Consider the following 2,936-nt stretch of genomic DNA (forward strand, 5'->3'; position numbering starts at 1 on the left):
TGGCGTCGGAGGCGGGACTGGTGGTCTCGGCGGCATCGTTGGCACGGTAGCAAACACAGCGACGGGCGCAGTCGGGACGCTGACCGGCGCACTGGGTGGCATCGGAGGCGGGACTGGTGGTCTCGGCGGCGTCGTCGGCACGGTAGCGAACACGGCAACGGGCGCAGTCGGAACGCTGACCGGCGCACTGGGTGGCGTCGGAGGCGGGACCGGCGGCCTCGGCGGCGTCGTCGGCACGGTGGCGAACACGGCAACGGGCGCAGTCGGAACGCTGACCGGCGCACTGGGTGGTGTTGGAGGCGGGACCGGTGGTCTTGGTGGCGTCGTCAGTACGGTGGCGAACACGGCAACCGGCGCAGTCGGAACACTGACTGGCACACTGGGCGGTGTCGGTGGCGCGACCGGCGGTCTCGGCAGCATCGTCGGCACGGTAGCCAACACCGGCACGGGTGTCGTCAACGCCGTCACCGGTGTCGCGGGCAACGGCGGCGCGCTGATCACGCCGATCACGAGCATCGTCGGCAATCTCGGCGGATCGCTGCCGGTTGGTGCCGCCACCGGCGCGATCGGCGCAGTGTCCGGCGCGGTAACCGGCGTCGCCGGCAGCGGCACGGCGGCGATCACGCCGCTCGCATCGGCGGTCACGTCATTGATCGGATCGGCCACGAGCGGCGCAGGCGGCATCGCCGGCGCCGGAACCGGCGTTCTCACGGGCGCAACCGGCGCGGCCGGCTCCCTCGCGGCGGTCACGACCGGCCTGACGGGTACGCTGGCGAACACCGTAACCAGCACGACGGGCGCGATCGCAGGCACGCTTCCGGCACTGAGTGTCGCGCTCAACGGTGGCACGGCGGCCGGTGCGGTCGGCGGCGCGACCAATGCAGTCGGCGCGCTCGTCTCCGGCGGCGCGACGATCGCCAACGCGGCGGTGCATTCGGTCGGTTCGGCTGTCGGATCGGTGGCCGGCGTGCTCCCGGCGCTGGCGGTTTCGCTGAACAGCGATTCCGCGCAAGGGGGCAGTGCCGGGGCAGGCGGCGGTCTGCTGGCGCCGGTGACGTCGCTCGTCAGCTCGCTGACCGCGCCGCTGCCGAGGAAGTAAGCGACGTGAGCACCCGGCCGCCGCAGTCAATGGGTGGCCGGGAACATTCGGGCGCGTCACGTACAAGCACGGCGGGATCACGATTCGGGATTCCCGCTTGCTCGTTTCGCTGACGCGCCGCTTTGCATTCGACTGCAGATCGCCACCGTAGCGATGACGCACGACGTCCCACGCTAGATCGACCAGAAGCGTAAGGAATGCGAAGAATCGGATTGACGCTCGCACGTCGAACCCGACGCAACGAGCGACTACCGGCGCGCGACGCGCCGTGACACTACGACCGGTCGCGATTCCGGGCGCGCGTCGCGCCGGTGATGACCGCGATGCCGAACAGGATGACGGCCACGATCTCGATGATGTGCTGAGAGACGTGCAGCGTCATCAAACCCCAGGCGACGCCGCCGATGAAGATGATCCATCCGACCAGATAGATAAGCAGGGTCATCGTTTTTCTCCTTGCAGTATTGGCCCATGATGCCGGTTGCCGGTCTTGCAAAATTTACCGGCGCGCGGCGAGCGCGATGAAGGGCGCGATCCGCGAGTGCAGGAGCATATTGCGCGCCTGCCCATGCGACGGCGGACGACATTCCCGATGGTCATAGCCTGCCGAGCGTTTCATTGCGGCGCCGCATCGTGCGCATGCAGCCCGAGCCGATCCATCAGCCGCCCGGCGTCGAACGGCGCTTGCGTTTTCGTGTCGTTGTCGAAATAGCAGTACACGTCGCGCGTCGCCGCGCGCGGCGGTGGCAGCGCCGGTGCGGCGAGACGCGCATCGTCCGGCTGCGTGCCCCGGCTCCACGCTTCGATTCTGCGCGCCCATCGTTCGAGTGCCGCATCGGCGTATTCGCCCGAATACTTCGTTTCGGTGCCGTGCAGCCGGATGTAGACGAAGCGTGCGCTCAGATCCTCGAACTGCGGCCACGCCTCGGTCGAATCCGACACGACGAGCGCGACCTTGTGGCGGCGCAGCAGTTTCACGAACGCCGGGTCCACGAAGCTGTCGTGCCGCACTTCCACCGCATGACGCAACGCTCGCTTGCGGTCGATCTGCAGATACGGTTCACGCACCCGCGCATCGTGCCGTCGGGCGAGCGCGAGCGCCGCTTCCGTGTCGGGCGGCAGCAGGCTCAGGAAGCGTTCCATGTGCGCCGGATCGAAACGCAGCGACGGTGGAAATTGCCACAGCAGCGGCCCCAGCTTGTCCTTCAGCGCGAACAGCCCCTGAGCGAAAAAATTCGCGCACGCGGTCGTGGCCGTTTCGCCGCGAAAGCGCAGCATGTGCGTCAGATAGCGCGAGCCTTTCACGCTGAACACGAACCCGGGCGGTGTGTCGGCGTACCAGCGCCGCCAACTGTCAGGCGCTTGCAAGCTGTAGTGCGTGCCGTTGATCTCGATCGTCTGCATGCGGCCCGATGCATACTGCAGCTCGCTGGCCTGTTTCAGGTCGGCCGGATAGAACGTCCCTCGCCAGCCGGGGTAGCGCCAGCCTGAAATGCCGATGTGAATCCTGCCGGATGTGCGTGTCACGTCGATGCCCGGTTGCGCCGGGTTCCTGGTGCGGTCCGTGCGACGAGCAATCTGCGTGCCTCCGCCTTCGTCGATTTGATTTTTTTAAAGACCGCGCCACGTTCGGCCGGTATGATCGCTGCGCTCGCGAACGGCGCGACCGGACGGTGCATCCCGACGCTCCACGCCTCACTGCCTTCGCCAGCACGGCAATCACGACACCACCGGACGGACCCCGGCGACCCGCGGTCCGCCGATCCGGCCGAACGGGCCAACCCAGCACGACGGAGTATCGAAACGATGTGGATGGAGACAGGGACGGGGCGGCGCG

Annotated in this window: 2 protein-coding genes and 1 pseudogene; 1 reads left to right on the plus strand and 2 read right to left on the minus strand. The window is 67.8% G+C overall.

Annotation, left to right across the window (positions count from 1 at the left end):
- A pseudogene (locus JMF86_RS31460) lies at nt 1–1,099 on the plus strand (hypothetical protein); the annotation flags it as partial.
- Nucleotides 1,100–1,373: 274 nt separating this feature from the next.
- On the opposite strand, the gene JMF86_RS31465 reads toward JMF86_RS31460, so the two are convergent.
- Entirely contained in the window at nt 1,374–1,544 is a 171-nt protein-coding gene (locus tag JMF86_RS31465; RefSeq protein ID WP_006397039.1) for a hypothetical protein, read from the minus strand.
- A 170-nt stretch (nt 1,545–1,714) separates the two neighbouring features.
- Nucleotides 1,715–2,626 carry a DUF72 domain-containing protein gene (locus JMF86_RS31470; protein WP_011549922.1) on the minus strand — a complete coding sequence of 304 codons (912 nt, stop codon included), beginning with the start codon at nt 2,624–2,626 and terminating at the stop codon, nt 1,715–1,717.
- Nucleotides 2,627–2,936 lie beyond the last annotated feature (310 nt).

It is taken from the genome of Burkholderia sp. E168m15, from assembly GCF_016586105.1.
GTDB classification, from domain to species: Bacteria; Pseudomonadota; Gammaproteobacteria; order Burkholderiales; family Burkholderiaceae; genus Burkholderia; species Burkholderia orbicola.